The organism is Streptomyces sp. Pv4-95, assembly GCF_045782725.1.
Taxonomy (GTDB): domain Bacteria; phylum Actinomycetota; class Actinomycetes; order Streptomycetales; family Streptomycetaceae; genus Streptomyces.
In genome coordinates this window covers 7,513,802-7,531,942 of sequence record NZ_CP127172.1, presented here as the reverse complement: position 1 = coordinate 7,531,942, position 18,141 = coordinate 7,513,802, and the positions used below count along the sequence as shown (strand labels likewise).

Sequence of the window (18,141 nt, the reverse complement as noted above, 5' to 3'; positions counted from 1 at the left end):
TGTCCGCCTCCCGGACTGTCGGCTGCTCAGGGAGAGACCATGACCCTCGAATACGCCACCCGCTACCGCCGCGCCTCGCGCATCCCCGACCAGCCGGGCAAGCCGTACTTCATCGAGAAGGGCGAGGGCGACCGCGCGCACCTCTTCGGCGATCTCGTCACCATCTACGCGGGCGGCGAGCAGACGGAGAACACCTTCAACTTCTTCACCTGCGAAGGCCCCAAGGGCGACATCATCCCGGCCCATCTCCACCGCGACACCTACGAGGTCTTCTACATCACCCACGGCGCGGTCCGGCTCTTCGTGGAGGACACCGAAGGCGTTCAACAGGAGAAGGTGCTGACGCCCGGAGACTTCGGCTTCGTGCCGAAGAACTGCCCGCACGCCTACCGCATGGAGCGCCACCACAGCCAGGTCGTCGGCGTCGCCGCCGGGCCCGGAGGCACCTTCGAGCGGTTCTTCGAGAGCCTCGGCGCACCGGCCGAACAGCTGGGTCTCCCGCGGGAGCCCGTCGTCCCCGCGCCCGAGAAGTTCGGCACGGTGCCGCAGGAGTACGACGTGCGCTTCCTCCCCGACCACCAGTGGCGGACCCGGTGACGCAGGCCCGGCCCGCCCTGCGCGAAGTGATCGCCGCGCCCCACCCGGACATCGCGCCGCTGCCGCCCGCCGCCCCGTGCGAGTCCGGCGTCCGCCTGCTGCGCGGCGTGCCGTACAGGCACATCGAGGGCAGCCGCCCGGTCGAACTGGACCTGTGGCTCCCCGAGGACGGCCGTCCCCGCCCCGCCCCGCTGCTGCTGTGTGTGCACGGCGGCGCCTGGCGGCGCGGGCGTCGCGAGGACATGGGCCCGCGGATGCGCCACTGGGCCCCGGGCCCCTTCGAGCGCCTCGCGGCCGCCGGCTTCGCGGTGGCCGGCGTCGACTACCGGCTCAGCGGCGAAGCCGTCTTCCCCGCCGCGCTCGACGATCTCCGTGCCGCGCTGCGGTGGCTCGGGCTGCGGTCCGCGGAACTCGGCATCGACACCGGCCGGACCGTGGTGTGGGGCGAGTCCGCGGGCGGGCACCTCGCCTCGCTCCTCGCCCTGACCTCCACCGACCCGCGGCCCGTGGGCGCCGTGGTCTGGTACGGGCCGAGCGACCTGTCGACGCCCCGCGAGGGCTTCGACCCGCACGATCCCCGTAGCCCGGAAGCGCTGCTGTTGGGCGCGGCACCGGCCACCTGCCCGGATCGCGCCGACGAGGCCGGCCCGCTGGCGCATGCCCACTCCGGCGCGCCGCCGTTCCTGCTCGTCCACGGCGAAGCGGACACCATGGTGTCGCGGACCCACAGCGAAGCCCTCGCCGCCGCTCTGAACGACGCCGGCGCGCGGGCCGAACTCCGGCTGGTCCCGGGGGCGGACCACGGTTGGTACGGACTGTCCGACGCCGAGGTGGAGGACATTTTCACCCACTCCCTGCGCTTCGCCCGTCACCTCGTGAGCTGAGGCCCCTGCGGGCGCGGCCCGACCTCCCGTTCTCCGCAAGTCCCTGCCGTAGGTCACGCCGCGCCCGTAGATTCAGACTCCGACGTCACGATCACTACGGGGGACAGACGTGGACTGGGGGACGCTCGTCGCGACGGTCAGCGGTGGCTCGATCGCCATCACCGGCACCGTGCTTGCCGACTATCTGCGGCATCGCCGCGAGGACGACCGCGGCGTCGGGGCACGGCGGCGCACGGTGTACATCGAGTTCATCTCGGCCGCCGGGGTCTGCCATGCGCGGTTGCGTCAGATCGCGCAAAACCCTGACGGGGAAACCGACTTGGGGCCCGTGACCCGTGCGGCGCTGAGCGATGCCGGGATCTACGAAGCGCGCGAAAGGCTGTTCATCGACGCGACCACCGCCGTCGCCGGCGCGGGGCAGACGATGTTCGAGCAGCTCCGCGCCCTGCAACGGGCCATCGCCGCGGGGGCTTCGGCCTCGTCGACGGCCTTCCATGACGCCCACCACCCCTACATCGCCGCGGTGTGGGAGTACCGGGTCGCCGTGCGTGAGGAACTGGAGGGGCGGTCCCTGTCGCCGGCGGCCTTCGGGTGGGACGGCTGGGACGGCACCGACCGGTGCGCGCTGTGCCGCCCCGCGACCGCCTCAGGAGCCTGACGGGCCCGGCGCCGACCCCTCGGCCAGGGAGGCCGCTCGGACGATGAGCATGGCCACGTCGTCGTGCTCGCCGGGGTGGCGCAGGGTGTACAGCAGCACGTCGCAGGTCTCCTCCAAGGATCGCGGGGGTCCGGTGAGGAAGGCGAGGAGAGCGTTCAGGCGTTCGTCGATGGCCTGGTTGCGGGTTTCGACCAGGCCATCTGTGTAGAGGAGCAGTTCCTCGCCGGGGAGCAGGGGGAACGCGGTGGTGCAGAAGGGGACTTCGCCGACGCCGAGCGGGGCGCCGGTCGGCAGCTCAAGCAGCTCCGCGTCCTCACCGGGGCGGATCAGCGCCGGCGGCAGATGCCCGGCGTTGGACATCAGACAGCGGTTGTTGCGGGGGTCGTACACGGCGTAGATGCACGTCGTGATGGTCTGCCCCATGCGGTCGGCGATGTGGTCGAGATGGTGCAGCACCTGCGCGGGTTCGAGGTCGAGCTCGGCGAACGCGCGGGTCGCGGTGCGCAGTTGCCCCATGGTGGCGGCGGCACTCAGGCCGCTGCCCATGACATCACCGACGACGAGGGCGGTCTTGTCGTCGGTGAGGGGGATGACGTCGAACCAGTCGCCCCCGATCTCGCTGGCGATCGAGGCGGGCTGGTAGCGGTAGGCCATCTCCAGCCCGGGCCGTGGCTCGGGGTGCTCGGGCAGGAGGCTGCGCTGCAGGGTCAGGGCGGCGTGCCGCTGGCTTTCGTACCAGCGGGCGTTGTCGATGCAGACGGCCGCCCGCGCGGCGAGTTCGCCCGCGAGGACTTCGTCGTCGTGGGTGAACGGTTCCGGGTTCTGGGTGCGCTTGAGGTCGAGAGCGCCGAGGACTTCACCGCGCGCCATCAGCGGCACGGCCAGGTAGGAGTGCAGGCCCGCCCGCCCCAGGAGACCGGCGTCCTCAGGGCAGCGGGCGATGCTGAGCAGGTCGGCTTCCTCGACGCGGGGGATGCGGACGGGGCGACGGCTGTTCACGCTGCGGGTGACGAGCCGGTCGGCGTCATACCGGGCCACCTGTCCCGGCGGGTCGGCGGCGCGCACCGCCTCGATGGGCGTATCGGCGGCCGATGCCACGGCCAGCGCCCGCACCAGGGCCGGACCACCGGACGAGGCCAGCGCCGGGCGGCCGGTCAGGATCCCGTCGAGAATGTCCACGGCCGCCACGTCGGCCAGCTCCGGCACGCAGGTCTCGGCCAGCTCTCGTGCCGTCTGGCCGAGGTCCAGCGTCGTTCCGATCCGGATGGACGCCTCGGCGACGAGGGAAAGGTTGCGACGGGCCTTGGCGGCCTCGGCGGCGGCGCGGTGCCGCTCGCTGACGTCCACGACGGAGACGGCCACCCCCAGCACCTTCCCGCTCGATGCCTCCAGCCGGTAGAAGGAAACCGACCAGGCGTGCTCGCGGTCCGGGTCGGTCGGGATGCGCCCCACGGACTCCTGGTCGAGGATCGGGACGCCGGTCTCCAGGACCTCGCGCATCGTGGCCTCGATGGTGTCGACGTCGAGGAAGGGGAGGGCCTCGCGCACGTGCCGCCCCAGATGCTCCGAGGCGGGCAGGCCGTTGATCTGTTCCAGGGCCGGGTTGACGGCGACGTACCGCAGCTCGGTGTCGGTGACGGCCAGGCCGATCGGGGACTGCGAGATCAGCCTGGTGGACAGGGCCAGATCCCGCTCCACCTTGCGCAGCGTCGAGTGCCCGGTGGCCAGGCCCAGGGCGTACAGCTCCCCGTGCTCGTCCTCCAGCCGCATGTTGCGGAACTCCGCCAGTCGGGTGCTGCCGTCCTTGTGGCGCACGGGAAAGGCTCCCGACCAGCTGCCCTCGCCCTCCATGACACGGGTGAACAGCTTCAGGACCAGGTCGAGGTGCTCGTCGTGCACCAGCAGGCGCCCCGCGAACTGGCCGAGCGCCTCACCCGCCGAGTAGCCGAACAGTTGTTCGGCGAAGGGGCTCCACAGGATGATCCGCCCCTCGCCGTCCAGCACGACGGCAGCCACACTCAGCACGTCCAGGAGCCCACCCGGCTCCGACGTCACCTTCCCCGGCGGTTCCGCATCGGCCGGGAAGGATTCAGCTGAGCACATCCCTCGGCTCCTCTCAGCCTCCCCGCCTGATGTGCTGATGCCCCTTCCGGCATGCCCGCCGTACCGCATCGCGCGATGCTCTTCCATCATCCCGCATCGCGCCGTGCCCTTCCATCATTGCGCTGCCCCTGCCCACTCCGCACCCCGCGCGTCAGGGAAATTCACCGCGCGACGGTCAGGGGCCTGCGGCCGGCGGACCGGCGGGCGTCCCGGTACCGGCCTATGCCCGCGGTGCGACGGAGAGCGGCTCGGCGATGGACTCCAGGGAGCGGCGTTCGGCGTCGACGGCCAGGAAGACGGCCGTGAGGCCGGCGAGCGTCATCAGGGTCGCGCCGATGACGAAGGCCAGCGCGGTGTCGCCGACCTCGCCGGTCGAGGTGAGTTCCGCGAAGACGAGCGGGCCGCTGATGCCTCCGGCCGCGGTGCCCACGGAGTAGAAGAAGGCGATGGCCATGGCCCGGGTCTCCATGGGGAAGATCTCGGAGACGGTGAGGTAGGCGCTGCTGGCGCCCGCGGAGGCGAAGAACAGGACGACGCACCAGCAGGCGGTCAGGGTCTGAGCGTTCAGATGTCCGGCGTCGAACAGCCAGGCGGTGGCGAAGAGCAGGATCCCCGACAGGATGTAGGTGCTGGAGATCATGATCCGGCGGCCGAGGGTGTCGAAGAGTTTGCCCAGGAGGAGCGGCCCGACGAAGTTGCCCGCGGCGATCACGGCGAAGTAGTAGCCGGTGGATTCGTTGGACACGTCGTAGAACTCGTTCAGGATGGCGCCGAAGCCGAAGGTGATCGCGTTGTAGAGGAACGCCTGGCCGACGAAGAGAGCCAGGCCCAGGACGGCACGCTTGCGGTAGCGGGAGAAGACGGTGCGGCCGATCTCCAGGAAGCCGATGGTCTTGCGCGGGTGGATGGTCAGGGTGCTCTCGGCGGGCGGCAGCTCGTAGCGGCGCTCGGGAGTGCTCTTCTCCGAGGTCACGGCCTTCTCGATGTCCGCCACGAGCGTGTTGGCCTCCTCGCTGCGGCCGTGGATGAACAGCCAGCGGGGGCTCTCCGGAACGTTGCGGCGCACCAGGAGGATGACCAGGCCGAGGACGACGCCGAAGGCGAAGGTCAGGCGCCATCCGACGTTCACGGCGAAGATCGAGGTGTCCAGCATGACGATCGACAGCAGTGAGCCGCCGATGGCCCCGAGCCAGAAGCTGCCGTTGATGATGAGGTCGACGCGGCCCCGGTAGTGGGAGGGGATCAGTTCGTCGATGGCCGAGTTGATGGCCGCGTATTCACCGCCGATGCCGAGGCCGGTGAGGAACCGGAAGAGGAAGAACCACCAGGAGGAGAAGGAGACCGCGGTGAGGGCCGTGGCCGTGAGGTAGACCGCGAGGGTCAGCATGAACAGCTTGCGCCGTCCGTAGCGGTCGGTGAGGTGCCCGAAGAAGAGGGCGCCGACGCAGGCGCCCGCGACATAAAGGGCCGCCGCGAGGCCGGTGACCTGCGACGACGTGATGTCGAGGCCGCTGCCCTCCTCCGAGAGGCGCCCGGCGATGTTGCCGACGACCGTGACCTCGAGGCCGTCGAGGATCCAGACGGTGCCGAGCCCGATGACCACCATCCAGTGCCATCGCGACCACGGCAGACGGTCCAGGCGTGCGGGCACGTCGGTCTCGATGGGGGCGAGAGCCCCTCGATCGGCAGTCGCCATCACGGTCTCCTCGGTGATGAGCCGGAGGCCCTCGCCCCGGCATCGCTCACTGCGGATGCCCTCTGCCCCTGTCTTTCACACAGCGGTACGCCCAGGCGGTGGGGCCGCGGCGCGCTCCGGCCAGGCGGTGCGTCCGCGTTGCGTCGTCTCTCGACGGCCGGACCGTCGGGCATCAGCTGAACGGAGGCCACTCGTTCCGGTGCTCCGGGCCACTCGTACGGGCGAGATCGCATGACTCCCCGGCACACCCGACGCACCTGAGCCACCTGACGCACTGTTCTCCGGGCGCGCGAGTGAACACCTGGCTCGGGTCGGTATCAAAGATCCAGGGCGTGCACCACGTCGGGCGCACCTGCTGACGCACTCCTGACGGCGGGACCGGCGGCTGCGCCCCGGGCCCGGAAGCCGAGCGGGGCCACGGCGTCGCGGGCGACTCGGCTCGTCAGGAAAGGCCCTGCGGCCGCTCCAGGGCAGCCCGCACGACGGTGTTCAGGTCCCGCCCCTGCATGCCCAGATGGGCCACGGCATGCAGCAGGTAACGGGGCTGGGCCTGCCAGCCCCGGGTGTGCAGGCGCGTATGGCGACGGGCCGTCCGGTGGTGGAGTTCGCACAGGAAGTGCAGCCCCGTCACGTCCATGAACCGCACATCCTGCATATCGAGCACCACGTCGGAGAGCGATATGGGCAGCGCGTCGAGAAGACGGTTCAGATCCGGCTCGCAGGCGCGGTCGATCTCTCCGCGGGCCGTGAGCAGGAGGGTGTCGTCCAAACGCTGCGTAGTGGCGGTGAAAAGAATAAGTTCCTCGATGAGTTGGGGTGGCAGCAGCCCGGAGCAGAATCTCTGCCGGGTGCGCGGCGGAAGGCCGCGTGGGTCCGGATCCGCGAGCCGCCTTCCGGGCGGACAATCGCCGGACCGGATCCGGCCTCTCGGAGCGCTGTGCGAGTGAGACGCACGAGCCGGACCGACTGTGGAATCACTTCACTGTCCCACAACCCGCTCCCGACCCGAAACCTCACCGGGCCGCCGCCACGGGTTGCGGACTTCACAGCGGGCCCTGAGGACCACGACATCGTCCGGGCCGAACAGCCACCGGAGTTGGCGCCCGTGCATGACGGCGCCCTGGTCCACCCTCGCTCAGCCGGCCACCGGCGTGGCGAAGAACGCTTTCTGCTCGCCCGTGGCACGAGGTCCGTTCAGGTCTGCTTTGGCCGGTTTCCGACCAACGGGAGGAACAGCTGGTCCACGATGTCCTCCAGGTCGGCTTCGGCCGGGGTGCGGCGGGCCATGAAGAGGTCGTGCACGACCAGCACCACCGGCAACGTGACCAGCCGGTCCGGGAGCGCGTCCACGGCGTCGATCTCGTCGCGCCGGGCCGCCCGTTCCAGCACCGTTCGCATCCAGTCGCGGCCCGGACCGTGGTTGCGCGACGCCATGTATGCGGACATCTCCGTCGACTGCCCCAGTTCCGCGGCCAGCACCTCTCGCACGGGAGCGAGATCGCCTGTCCGCGTGACGACGAAGCGCAGCAGGGCCAGGACGTCGCCGCGCAGGTCGCCGGTGTCGGGCGGTTCGGCCGGCAGCGGCGGCGCCCGGTGGCCCAGCGCGGCCAGGACCAGCTCCCGCTTCGACGGCCAGCGGCGGTAGAGGACCGGGCGGCTCGTACCGGCACGGTCGGCCACCGCCTCATAGGTGAGCCGCTCGTAGCCCACCGCGACCAGTTCGCCCCAGGCCGCTTCCAGGAGCGCCGCTTCCAGTTCGGCTCCGCGGCGTCGCTTGCGCGTGACTTCTTTAGACACGCCATGTACCTTAACCGGAAACATAAGATACACATTGACTCTTATGGGGGCGTCATGCGCGGCAAGGGCATCCACTACGACACGGGCACGTTTCCCGACGGCGGCACTTCGCGCCCCGTGTTCGACCTCGGCGTCGTCGAGCGGGAGATACGGGTCATCGCCGAGGATCTGCACTGCACGGCGATCCGCATCACCGGCGGCGATCCCGACCGGATCGAGGCGGCCGCAGGCTACGCCGCTGCCGCCGGCCTGGAGGTCTGGTTCTCCCCGTTCCCCTGCGAGATGACGAACGCGCAGATGCTTCCGTTTCTCGTCGACTGCGCCGAGCGGGCCGAACGCCTGCGCCTGGGCGGCGCGGACGTCGTCCTCGTCGCCGGGTGCGAACTGAGCGTGTTCGCCCGCGGATACCTGCCGGGCGACACCTTCGGCGCCCGTGTCCCGGTCCTCGCCGGTCCCGGTCGCGATGCCGCCCTCGAAGGGATCCCCGACCGCGTCAACGCGTTCCTCGGCGAGGCGGTCACCGCCGTACGGGCCGTCTTCGGCGGTCCGGTCAGCTACGCCTCCTGCCCGCTGGACGGTGTGGACTGGAGCCCGTTCGACATCGTCGGCCTGGACGCCTTCCGGGGGCTGCGTAACGCCGCCGGCTACCGCGACGACCTGCGCAAGGAGTTCGCCCACGGCAAGCCGGTCGCGATCCTGGAGGTCGGCTGCTGCACCTATCGGGGAGCGGGCGACCACGGCGGCGCCGGCTGGTACGTGGCCATGGAGCCGGACGGCGTGACCCCCAAGCCGGATCTGGTGCGCGACGAGGGCGAACAGGTCCGCTACCTCGACGACCTCATCACCGTGTTCGAGGAGGAGGGCGTCGACACCCTCTTCTGGTTCAGCTTCGCCGGCTACAGCACGCCGCACCGCGCGTCCGGACCGGATCCGGACCTCGCCTCCTACGGCATCGTCACGGTCCTCGACGAGAACAGCGGCATTCCCGCCTCGGCGCGCACCTACCCCGACATGCCCTGGGAACCGAAGAGGGCGTTCCACGCGCTCGCGGACCACTACGGAGCGGGCGCACAGCAGCAACGCGCCATTGCCCGGGATCCGCAGTAGCGGACACGGTGAGCGGCCTCGCGTCAGCACGAGACCGATGCGGAGCACGAGGTGCGCCAGGCGCGTACGGGGTGCAGCAGGCCGCCCACGCTCCCGGCGGAGTGCCGCAGAAGGAGCCGCACGGGGCGGTCCTCCCAGGTAACACAGCGTCAGCTCGGCCCCGATCGCGCGGAGTCCGGGATCGGGGTTGAGTGCGTACGGGCGACACCGTTACTGACGGTCGGTCGGCGGCTCGCCGGCCGACCGTTCCGGCTCGCGGCCACGCCGTTGTGAGCAGATAGCGCCGAGAGCGCTCTCACCAAGTCATTGACAGGGCCGCGCCAACGACGCTTCACTTCCCGAAGGCAGGTCCATACCAGGCCCGACCGCACCGATGGGCGTCCGCCGCGTCCCCCTGCGCGCGGTGGCTCCTCGTTCGGCCCGGCCGCCCCTCCCCCACAGACCGAGGCGAGTCATATGTCCCCTTGGAAACGCCCCCGCTCCCTCCGCGGCATCGCCCTCGCCGCCGCGGCGCTCACCGCCGCGCTCAGCTGGGCACCCGGCTCCGCCGCCGCAACACCCTCAACCTCCGTACCCGACAAGAACGTTCACGCAGTGGCCTTCGAGGACACCTTCGACGGCCCCGCCGGATCAGCGGTCGACGGCGGGAAGTGGCAGATCGAGACCGGCGACAACGTCTCCAACCACGAGCGCCAGTACTACACTGGCGGAAACTCCAACGCCGCCCTGAACGGCCAGGGGCAGCTGGTCATCACCGCACGCCGCGAGAACCCCAACAACTACCAGTGCTGGTACGGACGGTGCGAGTACACCTCGGCGCGCCTGAACACCGCGGGCCGCTTCACCCAGACCTACGGCCATGTCGAGGCCCGGATGAAGGTGCCGCGCGGCCAGGGGATGTGGCCGGCGTTCTGGATGCTCGGCGATGACATCGGCCAGGTGGGCTGGCCGAACAGCGGCGAGATCGACGTCATGGAGAACGTCGGCTTCGAACCGAGCACGGTGCACGGCACCCTGCACGGCCCCGGCTACTCGGGCAGCGGCGGCATCGGCGCGGCGTACACCTTGCCCGGCGGGCAGGTCTTCGCGGACGACTTCCACACCTTCGCCGTCGACTGGGCACCCGACTCGGTGACCTGGTCCGTGGACGGCAACGTCTTCCAGCGCCGGACCCCCGCCGACCTCGGCGGCAAGCAATGGGCGTTCAACAAGCCCTTCTTCCTCATCCTCAACCTCGCCGTCGGCGGCTACTGGCCCGGCGACCCCGACGGCTCGACCTCCTTCCCGCAGCAACTCGTCGTCGACCACGTCCGCGTCACCACCTCCAACACCGGCCGAATCACCAAGTGACCTCGTGCACCGGGCCGGCGCTGACCTGAACCGTCACGCGCCGGGCCTCGTCGCAGTGCGGAGGCGCGCACCGTCGGTCCGACGGACGACGTGCGCGCCTCTCAGCGCGGCCCTCGCGGCGACCTCCGCTGTGCGGTGGTGCCGACCCGAACTGGAGCGCCCGGCCCGCGAGTGGTGTGTGGCCATCAAACTGGCAGCGGACGCCGCGCGGGCCCCTCCGCGGCGCCCCTGAAGCAGCCGGAAACCCTCACCACTCCGCACTGAACCTCCGGCGAACGGCGGCATGGCAGCGGGAGGACCCTCCCGCCCGCCTCCCCCCCCGCAGACCTTTTTGGCAGCACGTGAGCGACGCCAAGGCGAAGTGCCTGAGTGAGGCGACGGAGAAATGGGCGTAGATGCACATGCAGGCATGGGCGTTGGTGTCAGGGTGAGGTGACAGTGGGTTCCTGGCCTGCCTCGGCGGGCTCAGTCGTCGGCCGGGCAGGGGTGTTCGCCGTTGGGCCCCCAGCGGGTGGCCCGGGGGTCGTTGAGGTTGAAGGCGCCGCAGTACAGGGCCACCGACGGGCCCTTCGGCGTGGCGCGCAGGATGATCAGCGCCTTGTCGAGCGGCGGCTTGGAACCGTTGCGTTCCGGGAAGTCGATGACACCACTTGCCCCCTGAAAGCTGATCTCCTCGTCGAGTTTGGACTTGACCCCTTCGGTGTCCGCGGTCTCGGTACTGGCGTACGCCCGGTCCCTCGCGGTGGAGAGCACCTTCAACGCGTCGTGGGCCAACGCCACATGGCCGTCGTTGAGCCAGGGGTCCTTCGCGGTGTATGCCTGGACATAGAGCCGGAAGAGGGCGTCGGCCTCGCCGTTGCTGTCCGGGTGGTTCTCGGGGAGCACATGCACACTGTGGTAGAGGCGCAGCCAGTCCTGCCCCCGGTACTTTCCGCGCAGCGCGGTGCTGGTGAGTTCGTTGCTGCCCATCACCGTCAGCGGCAGCCCCGCGCAGCCGGAGTCGGGCCCGTAGTGGTTCACGAAGGCGGAGAAGTTGCGGACCCGGGCGGCCCAGTAGACGACCGTACGGGGCTCCCGCTTGACCGTCGCGCACACGGTCCGCGCGATGTCGTACGGGGTGACCCCGCCGCTCCTCGCGGAGAGCGTCAGGGTGTCCGTGCCGGCGCCGAACTCCCTGGCGAACATGCTGCCCATCTCGGTGCTGAACAGGTCACCCGGTTCCTTGATCACCAAGGCCCGCGCGGCGGGCTCGCAGCGGCGGGGGGCGGTCGCGACGACGCGCTCGGAGCGGACGAATCGTGCCGCGATCCTCGACTCACGGCTGTTGCTCGGGGACATGGGCCGGTAGTAGGTCACGTCCTTGTGCATCGCGTCGGCCGTCGCGGTGGTGCCGATGACCGGCACCTTGCCCCGGTCGAGCACCTGCACGGCGTCCCGGGTCTGGTTCCTGCTCTCGGAGAAGCCGACCACGCCGACGATGGTGCGGTGGTCCTGGGTGTCCTTGAACTCCTGTGCCTCGCCGACCACTTGGCGCGCCTTCGCGACCGCATGGGTGAATTTGATCCCGGCGTCGCGGATATCGATGTACAGCCGCACGCGGTTCGGATCGTCGACTGCCGCATCGTTCAGCCGCTGCTGCGCCAGCCAGAGCCCGCGCAGCTCGGGTATGGCCCCGTTGTCGACCGCCTCCTCAAGGTCCGTCGGCACGGTGGCGCCCAGATAGACGACCTTGCGCACGGGCCGCCGGTGATTGCGTTCGGCGTTCAGCGCACGGTCGTTGAGCTTCCGGATGGACTCCACGACCGCCTGGAACTGCTCCCGGGGTGTCTCCTGGCCGGAGCCGGCGGCCGGTAGCGGCTGCGGTGCGCGCTGGCCCGGGAGCCGCTGTCCGTCGAAGCACCCGTCCGTGGTCCCGCTGCCGGGTACGGAGAGCAGACCGAAGGCCACTGCGGCGGCCACTGTCACGGCCGTCAGCTCGACCGCGAACTCGGTGGCGGGTTTGATGTGGGGCTTGGCCGTGCGCGGGCCGATCCTCGTGACGTGGATGCCCTCTTCCTCGAACCGCTGCTCCGCCAGCGGGATCAGCAGCGGTGGCGCCGCGCCACCGTCCTGAACCGGCGCGAAGCGCCCGGCGCCGTCCTGCAGGCTCTGGCACCGGCGCCAGTCGGCCTGCTGAAATGCGCCCGTCGGACCGGCGGCGACCACCAGGAGGGCGGCGTTCCCCGGTGCTTGGGCAGCGTTCCGCAGGGCACGGAGGAAGCGGGCGGTGGCCGCGGAGGCGGGGGTGTTCTGCGGGGGCAGGTCGAGCAGCACCACGCTGCGCGTACGCCGGCGCCGCGCCCAGGGCCCGAACAACCCGGGCCGCGCGTCGTGCAGATCCGCGAGCAGAGCGCGCAGCAGCAGCTCCTCCAGGTCCTGACGGGCCTCCTCGGCCGCGTCCGCGTCACCGCCCGTGAGTCGCTGGCACTGGCGCGTCAGCAGCTCGGAGACCCAGTAGAAGACCGAGTGGTCGCTCTTGCCCATCCTGCGCCACTGCTCGTACCAGTTGCGCCTCTTCGCTGTGAGCAGCCTGCGTGTCCACCAGGCCGACCAGCACCACCGCGGGAACCGGTAGAGGACCGACTTCCCGAAGAGGGCGATCAGATCACCGAGCCAGGACAGTGCTCCGTTGAACGAGACCGCGGATGCTCCGGCCAGCCAGTGCAGCACTCCCCCGCCGGCCTCTTCGGCGCGCAGGCTGTAGGCGCGGTCGCGCAGTGCCCGTCCGCCGAGGTTCACCGTCTCCGGGTGCTCGCGCAGCTCCTGGGTGAGGTCGGTCATGAGCCAGAGGTTCCTGCCCGGGAACCGTGCGCCCTTCAGCGGGGTGGCGGCGCGCAGTTGCTCTCCCACCTTCAGGGTCAGGTACTCCGTACCCGGCGGAGGGAGGGCCGGCAGAGCGGGCCGGGCGTACGGGGTGAGCTTCGCGCCCTCTCCGGCGTTGTGGGACAGGACGTCCTCCAGCCCGTCCAACACGCGCTTCGCCCGCGTGCCGGCAGCCTGGCCGGCGCCCGTGCCCGCGGTGTCCAGGGCCAGGACGGGCAGGACATCCTCCCGCACGGACCGGCGCCATGTGCCGGGAACGACGGCTTCCCGGAACTTCAGCAGGAAGGGATCCGACCCCTCCCCGTCCGGAAAAGACCTCTGCCACTCTCGGGCCACGTGTCCCCCAACTGTGCGCTCCGGCGGCTTGTTTGAAGATCTGACACGCTACTCCCGGCCGCGTCGCGCCGCACCGCCATATGAGGACCTTGGGGGGTCCGCACGGTCGGCACTCCCCTGTTCGGCCGGCGCAGGGTACGGGCGGCGGCCCGCACCGTCCCCACGTCCTCCTCAGCCGTGCAGACCGCTGAGCCCGGCCAGCCGCAGCACGGCGTCCAGCCCTCGGACAGAGCCTGCGGCGGCGCCCGCGGGGAGGACGTAGGAGCGCAGGCCGGATCCGGCCGCGCCGCCGTCCTTCGCCGGGTGGTCGCCCACCATGAGCGTCGAGGCCGGTTCGACGCCCAGCTCTCGGCACGCGTGCTGGAAGAGCGCCGGGTCCGGCTTCTCCGTCTTGTGCTGGTAGGAGTGCACCCAGGAGGTGAAGTAGTGGTCCAGGCCGTGCCGGGCGAAGGTGGGCCGCAGATCCCACCCCACGTCGCTGACCACCCCCAACACCACTCCGGCCGCGGTCAGTTGATCCAGTGTGGACACGGCGTCCGCATAGGGCACCCAGTGTTCAGGGGCCTGTAGCTGCGCGTAGAGCTCATCGGCGACCGGGGCGAGCTCGGGGACCGAGGAATACCACGTGGTGAACGCATGGCGGTGGGCTTGCGAGGACACGTCCCGGGCAGGCTGCGCCGCCACCACGGCAGGGTCGGACAGGCCGGCTTCGAGGCCGCTCAGGATGCGGTCCATCGCCACGTCGTCCACCGGCTGCGACAGCGCCGCCCGGATTCTGTCCGCGTAGGTGCCGATCTGGAACAGCGTGCCGGAGAAGTCGAACAGGACGGCCCGGACGGCGGACGGGCGTCCGGACGGCGTGGCACGGATGGGCCCTTCCGGGCCACAGACAGGGAGGTTGCTCATACGTGTTTCCTATCGCAGCGCAGGCGGAGACGACCAGGCGCCCGGTTCCACCTGGACGACGGGCGAACGTCGTGCAGGTGGAACCGGGCGCCGACACGCCGCTGTCCGCGGTGATCAGCCGACCGGCACCGTGGAGGCGCCCTTCCGCTCCATGGGGCCGGCCCAGGTGCGCCGCGGGGGGAGGCCGACGAACTTTCCGAAGACCAGGGCCGCGGCCGTGGCCGCGATCACGCCCGGCACGATCTCGTAGATGCCCGACTGGAGCGGTCCGAGGAGCGGGTCGATGTGCTTCCACAGGACGACGGTGGCCGCTCCCGTCACGATGCCGGCGATCGCGCCGGCCCGGGTCATGCGCGGCCAGTAGAGCGACAGGAGGATCACCGGGCCGAAGGCGGCACCGAATCCCGCCCAGGCGTAGGCGACGATGTCCAGCACCGCACCGCCGCTCAGCGCGATGACGTACGCCACCAACGCGACGACCACGACCGTCGCTCGGGCCGCCAGCACCATCGCCGCGTCTCCTGCCCGGCGCTTGACGAATGCGCGGTAGAAGTCCTCGGTGAGTGCCATGGCCGACACCAGCAGCTGACTGTCGACGGTGGACTTGATGGCCGCCAGCACGGCGACCAGCAGCACGCCCGCGATCCAGGGGTTGACCAGCTGCGCGCAGAGCTCGATGAAGACGGTCTCGGGATTCTCCAGCGTGTGGTCGAGCGCGCCGATGCCCACCAGCCCGACGAGGGAGGCGCCCGCCAGGCAGACGACCACCCAGCCCACGCCGATGCGACGGGCGAGCGGGATCTCTCGCGTGCTGCGGATACTCATGAAGCGGACCAGGATGTGCGGCTGGCCGAAGTAGCCCAGGCCCCAGGCGAGCAGGGAGATGACCGCCACGGCGGTGAGCGGCTCGCCGGTCGTCCAGCGGCTCCCGTCGAACTCGGCCTGGCCCGCCATGTCCAGGAGGGATGCGCTCTTCTCGGTGATGGCGCCGCGCAGGGCACCGAAGCCGCCGAGCACGCCGATGCCGATGGCGGGGAGGGCCAAGGCCACGCAGAACATCAGCGTGGCCTGCACCGAGTGCGTCACACTCACCGCGCGGAAGCCGCCGAGGACGGTGTAGAAGACGATGACCGCGGCGAAGACGGTGAGGGCGAATTCGAAGCCGCCGCCGAAGATGCCCTCGAACAGCACGCCGCCTGCCAGGAGTCCGCTGGCGACGTAGACGGTGAAGAACACGACGATGACGGTTGCCGAGAGCAGGCGCAGAACCCTGCTGCCGTCCTCGAACCGCTCCTCCAGATACGCCGACAGCGTCTTGGCGTCGCCGGCCAGCTCGGTGTACGTACGCAGACGCGGGGCGACCATGCGCCAGTTGAGGTAGGTGCCGGCGGCGAGGCCGACGGCGATCCAGGTGGCGCCGATACCGGCCGCGTACACGGCACCGGGAAGTCCCAGGAACAGCCAGCCGGACATGTCACTGGCCCCCGCCGACAGGGCCGCCGCCGGTGCGCTCAGACGGCGCCCGCCGAGGGCGAAGTCGGAGAACGTCACGGTGTCCTGATAGGCCCAGATACCTACGGTCACCATCGCGAGTAGGAATACCCCGAAGATGATCATGACGGGTACGATCAGGAGTGTCACCACTGCTCCCTTGATGCGGGTACTGCCAAGGATTGCGGGTCCCGGAATGGGGAGAGTCCGCGAGGAGTCCCGGAGCGACAATGATCCGGCGCGTGCTGACAATACGGATCAGCCGCCGAAAGCGGCACCCCTTTGGCGGATCTCCTTGGCATTCCCAGCCCCTGTGACCTCGGGCTTGCCCCGGCGTCGCCCCTGCGCCGCCCCGACTCCTGACGGCCGGCAACGCCCTTCGGTCCGGGAATTTGCCGATTCGAACCGGAAATGAGACTCAGCCGATCCCGACCATTGCCGGACTTGTCGTCGATGTCGACCCGCTATCCGCGCCGCAGGGCATTTGCTGAACGGGAGTTACCGTCCGGTCTGAGGAAGTCAATTTCCAAACCATAACGTTGAACACGCAATTGCTGTAGGGGCCCGCGAAATTCCGGCGGCCTGCCGCGCCTCCGGGATCTTGCCCGCGCCCCGTCCCTGCCCCCCCTGCCCCCTGCCCGGCCCCCAACTCCTCGACTATGGCCGGTTTCCCGTTGCAAGCGGGCCTACGCTGCCACTTGGGTGGTGGGACGGCCGAGTTCGACGAGGGGGATGGATGTACGACTACATCATCGTGGGTGCCGGTTCTGCGGGGTGCGTGCTCGCGGCCCGGCTCACCGAGGACGCCGACACCCGGGTGCTGCTCGTCGAGGCCGGGCCACCGGACGACGCGCAGGAGATCCACATTCCGGCCGCCTTCGGCAAGCTGTTCCAGACGAAGTACGACTGGAGCTATCTCAGCGACTGCGAACCGGGCCTGGACGGCCGCCGGCGGTTCCTGCCGCGGGGCCGCATGCTCGGCGGTTCGTCGTCGATGAACGCGATGATCTACATCCGCGGCAACCGGCAGGACTACGACGGGTGGGCCGCCTCCGGTGCCGAGCAATGGAGCTGGCACGACGTCCTGCCCTACTTCCTGAAGGCCGAGGACTTCCAGGGGCCTTCGACACCGTGGCACGCCACCGGCGGTCCGCTCACCGTCAGCGAGGGCCGCTCGCGGCATCCCCTGATGTCCGCCTACGTCGCGGCCGCACAAGAGGCCGGCCACCCCCTGACCACCGACTTCAACGGCCCGGAACAGGACGGCGTCGGCTACTACCACCTCACCCAACGGAACGGCATGCGGTGCAGCACCGCCGTCGCCTACCTGCGGCCCGCGCTGGACCGCCCGAACCTCGATGTACTCACCGGGGCGCAGTGCACACGCGTGCTGTTCGACGGCGACCGCGCGACCGGCGTCGAGGTGGACCGGAGCGGCGAACTGCTGGCCCTGCACGCCGAACGCGAGGTGCTGCTCTCGGCCGGGGCGTACAACTCCCCACAGCTGCTCATGCTTTCCGGCATCGGTGTGGCCGGTGACCTGGAGGCCCGTGGCATCACGCCCCGCGCCGACCTCCCGGTGGGCGAGAACCTGCAGGACCACCCGCACGTCGGTCTGAGCTACCTGACCGACAGCGAATCGCTGATGACCGCGCAGACCGCCGACAACGTCCGGCTGCTGGAGACCGAGGGCCGTGGGCCGCTCACCTCCAACGTCGGCGAGGCGGGCGGCTTCCACCGCACCCATGAGGGGCTGACCGCGCCCGACATCCAGGTGCACGCGACTCCGGTGATGTTCCACGAGGAGGGCATCAGCCCGGTCACCGACCACGCCTTCATGTTCGGCGCGGTGCTGCTCAGCCCGACGAGCCGCGGCAAGGTCTCGCTGCGGTCGTCGATCCCCAGCGCCAAGCCGCACATCCTGCACAACTACCTGACCACGGAAGAGGACCGCGCCACCGTCGTCCGCGCGCTCCGCCTGCTGCTCGATATCGCCGACCGGCCCAGCCTGCGCAAACAGCGCCGCGCGGACTTCCTGGTCCCCGGCTCCCTGGACGACGCCGGTCTGCTGGCCTTCGCCCGACGCGAGTTGCAGACGCTGTACCACCCGGCGGGCACCTGTTCCATCGGCCCCGTCGTCGACTCCCGCCTCCGGGTGCACGGTGTGCGCGGCCTGCGGGTGGTGGACGCCTCCGTGATGCCGACCATCGTGCGCGGCAACACCAACGCTCCCACGATCATGATCGCGGAGAAGGCGGCGGACATGATCCGCGGCCTCCCGGCGCCGGCCTGAGGGAGAGCTCCCACCGCCCGCGCACCCGTCGGCGGCGCCCGGCATCGCCCGGAGCGCCCGC

Annotated in this window: 13 protein-coding genes; 6 read left to right on the top strand and 7 right to left on the bottom strand. The window is 70.5% G+C overall.

All coding sequences use genetic code 11. The features are described 5' to 3' along the window. Positions 1-39 precede the first annotated feature (39 nt). From QOM21_RS33100 to QOM21_RS33090, 3 genes are all read left to right on the top strand, one after another. Positions 40-597: a quercetin 2,3-dioxygenase gene (locus QOM21_RS33100; protein ID WP_407554686.1), complete on the top strand. Its 558-nt coding sequence runs from the start codon at positions 40-42 to the stop codon at positions 595-597. Continuing rightward, on the top strand, positions 594-1,481 hold the full coding sequence (locus QOM21_RS33095; protein WP_407554685.1) for an alpha/beta hydrolase fold domain-containing protein: 888 nt from the start codon (positions 594-596) through the stop codon (positions 1,479-1,481). Before QOM21_RS33100 ends, QOM21_RS33095 begins: the two co-directional genes overlap by 4 nt. A 109-nt stretch (positions 1,482-1,590) precedes the next feature. Beyond that, a complete protein-coding gene (locus tag QOM21_RS33090) occupies positions 1,591-2,139 on the top strand; it encodes a CchlQ (RefSeq protein WP_407554684.1) in 549 nt (182 codons plus the stop codon). Here the strand turns inward: QOM21_RS33090 and QOM21_RS33085 are convergent. The 4 genes from QOM21_RS33085 to QOM21_RS33070 all read right to left on the bottom strand — a co-directional run bounded on the left by QOM21_RS33085 (position 2,128) and on the right by QOM21_RS33070 (position 7,735). Next, positions 2,128-4,242, bottom strand: a complete 2,115-nt coding sequence (locus tag QOM21_RS33085) for a SpoIIE family protein phosphatase (RefSeq protein ID WP_407554683.1) — start codon at positions 4,240-4,242, stop codon at positions 2,128-2,130. The two genes, QOM21_RS33090 and QOM21_RS33085, sit on opposite strands and share 12 nt — an antisense overlap. A 220-nt stretch (positions 4,243-4,462) precedes the next feature. Continuing rightward, positions 4,463-5,938, bottom strand: coding sequence for an MFS transporter (locus tag QOM21_RS33080; RefSeq protein ID WP_407554682.1), 1,476 nt, complete (start codon positions 5,936-5,938; stop codon positions 4,463-4,465). 442 nt (positions 5,939-6,380) lie between these two features. Then, positions 6,381-6,707: an STAS domain-containing protein gene (locus tag QOM21_RS33075; RefSeq protein WP_407554681.1), complete on the bottom strand. Its 327-nt coding sequence runs from the start codon at positions 6,705-6,707 to the stop codon at positions 6,381-6,383. A 425-nt stretch (positions 6,708-7,132) separates the two neighbouring features. Further along, positions 7,133-7,735 (bottom strand): TetR/AcrR family transcriptional regulator, encoded by a 603-nt coding sequence (locus QOM21_RS33070; RefSeq protein ID WP_407554680.1) that lies wholly within the window; start codon positions 7,733-7,735, stop codon positions 7,133-7,135. 54 nt (positions 7,736-7,789) lie between these two features. Between QOM21_RS33070 and QOM21_RS33065 the strand changes: the two genes are divergently transcribed. Continuing rightward, on the top strand, positions 7,790-8,842 hold the full coding sequence (locus QOM21_RS33065; protein ID WP_407554679.1) for a hypothetical protein: 1,053 nt from the start codon (positions 7,790-7,792) through the stop codon (positions 8,840-8,842). A 456-nt stretch (positions 8,843-9,298) separates the two neighbouring features. Beyond that, positions 9,299-10,192 carry a family 16 glycosylhydrolase gene (locus tag QOM21_RS33060; RefSeq protein ID WP_407554678.1) on the top strand — a complete coding sequence of 298 codons (894 nt, stop codon included), beginning with the start codon at positions 9,299-9,301 and terminating at the stop codon, positions 10,190-10,192. A 465-nt stretch (positions 10,193-10,657) separates the two neighbouring features. On the opposite strand, the gene QOM21_RS33055 is transcribed toward QOM21_RS33060, so the two are convergent. From QOM21_RS33055 to putP, 3 genes are all read right to left on the bottom strand, one after another. Next, positions 10,658-13,288: a hypothetical protein gene (locus QOM21_RS33055; protein ID WP_407554677.1), complete on the bottom strand. Its 2,631-nt coding sequence runs from the start codon at positions 13,286-13,288 to the stop codon at positions 10,658-10,660. A 273-nt stretch (positions 13,289-13,561) separates the two neighbouring features. After that, positions 13,562-14,296 carry an HAD family hydrolase gene (locus tag QOM21_RS33050; RefSeq protein ID WP_407554676.1) on the bottom strand — a complete coding sequence of 245 codons (735 nt, stop codon included), beginning with the start codon at positions 14,294-14,296 and terminating at the stop codon, positions 13,562-13,564. Between the two features lie 114 nt (positions 14,297-14,410). Then, positions 14,411-15,937: a sodium/proline symporter PutP gene (gene putP / locus QOM21_RS33045; RefSeq protein WP_407554675.1), complete on the bottom strand. Its 1,527-nt coding sequence runs from the start codon at positions 15,935-15,937 to the stop codon at positions 14,411-14,413. A gap of 586 nt (positions 15,938-16,523) precedes the next feature. Here putP and QOM21_RS33040 point away from each other — a divergent pair. Then, positions 16,524-18,080 carry a GMC family oxidoreductase gene (locus QOM21_RS33040; protein WP_407554674.1) on the top strand — a complete coding sequence of 519 codons (1,557 nt, stop codon included), beginning with the start codon at positions 16,524-16,526 and terminating at the stop codon, positions 18,078-18,080. The last annotated feature ends 61 nt before the right edge of the window (positions 18,081-18,141 follow it).

Excerpts from the sequence above, each read along its gene's own strand:
- QOM21_RS33100 (WP_407554686.1), top strand. The coding sequence starts at position 40 with ATGACCCTCGAATACGCCACCCGCTACCGCCGCGCCTCGCGCATCCCC.
- QOM21_RS33085 (WP_407554683.1), bottom strand. The coding sequence starts at position 4,242 with ATGTGCTCAGCTGAATCCTTCCCGGCCGATGCGGAACCGCCGGGGAAG.
- QOM21_RS33080 (WP_407554682.1), bottom strand. The coding sequence starts at position 5,938 with ATGGCGACTGCCGATCGAGGGGCTCTCGCCCCCATCGAGACCGACGTG.
- QOM21_RS33065 (WP_407554679.1), top strand. The coding sequence starts at position 7,790 with ATGCGCGGCAAGGGCATCCACTACGACACGGGCACGTTTCCCGACGGC.
- QOM21_RS33060 (WP_407554678.1), top strand. The coding sequence starts at position 9,299 with ATGTCCCCTTGGAAACGCCCCCGCTCCCTCCGCGGCATCGCCCTCGCC.
- QOM21_RS33050 (WP_407554676.1), bottom strand. The coding sequence starts at position 14,296 with ATGAGCAACCTCCCTGTCTGTGGCCCGGAAGGGCCCATCCGTGCCACG.
- QOM21_RS33040 (WP_407554674.1), top strand. The coding sequence starts at position 16,524 with ATGTACGACTACATCATCGTGGGTGCCGGTTCTGCGGGGTGCGTGCTC.